This is a genomic window from Variovorax paradoxus (genome assembly GCF_030811855.1).
Classification (GTDB): domain Bacteria; phylum Pseudomonadota; class Gammaproteobacteria; order Burkholderiales; family Burkholderiaceae_C; genus Variovorax; species Variovorax paradoxus_L.
The window spans coordinates 1-1,388 of record NZ_JAUSRN010000041.1 but is presented as its reverse complement, the minus strand read 5'-3'; the positions used below and the strand labels follow the sequence as shown (position 1 = coordinate 1,388).

Here is a 1,388-nt window from a genome sequence, read left to right as displayed (position 1 = left end):
ATCCAGAAGGGCGACCGCGTCATCGTCTACATGCCCATGACCGTCGAAGGCGTCATCGCCATGCAGGCGTGCGCCCGCATCGGCGCCACCCACAGCGTCGTGTTCGGCGGCTTCTCGGCCAAGGCCCTGCAGGAGCGCATCATCGACGCCGGCGCCGTGGCCGTCATCACCGCCAACTACCAGCTGCGCGGCGGCAAGGAACTGCCCCTCAAAGCCATCGTCGACGACGGCATCGCCATGGGCGGCTGCGAATCCATCCAGACCGTGTTCGTCTACGAGCGCACCCCCACCGCCTGGGCCCGCGTCGAAGGCCGCGACAAGAGCTTCACCGAAGCCCTCCAGGGCCAGAGCACCGACTGCCCGCCCGTGCCCGTGAACGCCGAGCATCCGCTGTTCATCCTCTACACCTCCGGCTCCACCGGCAAGCCCAAGGGCGTGCAGCATGCCACCGGCGGCTACCTGCTGTGGGCCAAGCTCACCATGGACTGGACCTTCGACATCCGGCCCGAAGACGTGTTCTGGTGCACCGCCGACATCGGCTGGATCACCGGCCACACCTACGTCGCCTACGGCCCGCTGGCCGCCGGCGCCACCCAGGTGGTGTTCGAAGGCATCCCCACCTTCCCGCATGCCGGGCGCTTCTGGCAGATGATCGAGAAGCACAAGGTCAGCGTCTTCTACACCGCGCCCACCGCCATCCGCTCGCTCATCAAGGCGGCCGAAGGCGACGAGAAGGTGCACCCGAAGAACTGGGACCTCTCGAGCCTGCGCCTCCTCGGCTCGGTGGGCGAGCCCATCAACCCCGAGGCCTGGATGTGGTACCACCGGAACATCGGGCGCGAGCAGTGCCCGATCGTGGACACCTTCTGGCAGACCGAGACCGGCGGCCACGTGATCACGCCGCTGCCCGGGGCCACGCCCCTGGTGCCGGGCTCGTGCACCTTGCCGCTGCCGGGCATCATGGCCGCCATCGTGGACGAGACCGGCAAGGACCTGCCCAACGGTGCGGGCGGCATGCTGGTCATCAAGCGGCCCTGGCCCTCGATGATCCGCACCATCTGGAACGACCCCGAGCGCTTCAAGAAGAGCTACTTCCCCGAGGAGATGGGCGGCACGATCTATCTGGCGGGGGACGGGGCCGTGCGCAGCGCCGACCGCGGCTACTTCCGCATCACCGGGCGCATCGACGACGTGCTCAATGTGTCGGGCCACCGCCTGGGCACGATGGAGATCGAATCGGCGCTGGTGTCCAAGACCGACCTGGTGGCCGAAGCGGCCGTGGTGGGCCGGCCCGACGACGTGACGGGCGAGGCGGTGTGTGCCTTCGTGGTGCTCAAGCGCAGCCGCCCGACGGGAGAGGAGGCCAAGCAGATCGCCAACGAGCTGCG

1 protein-coding gene is annotated in these 1,388 nt (G+C 68.5%); it reads left to right on the top strand.

The annotated features are described in order from the left end of the window. Positions 1 to 1,388, top strand: a 1,388-nt coding sequence (locus J2X92_RS29520) for an acetate--CoA ligase (RefSeq protein ID WP_307581451.1), incomplete at both ends; no start/stop codon positions are given.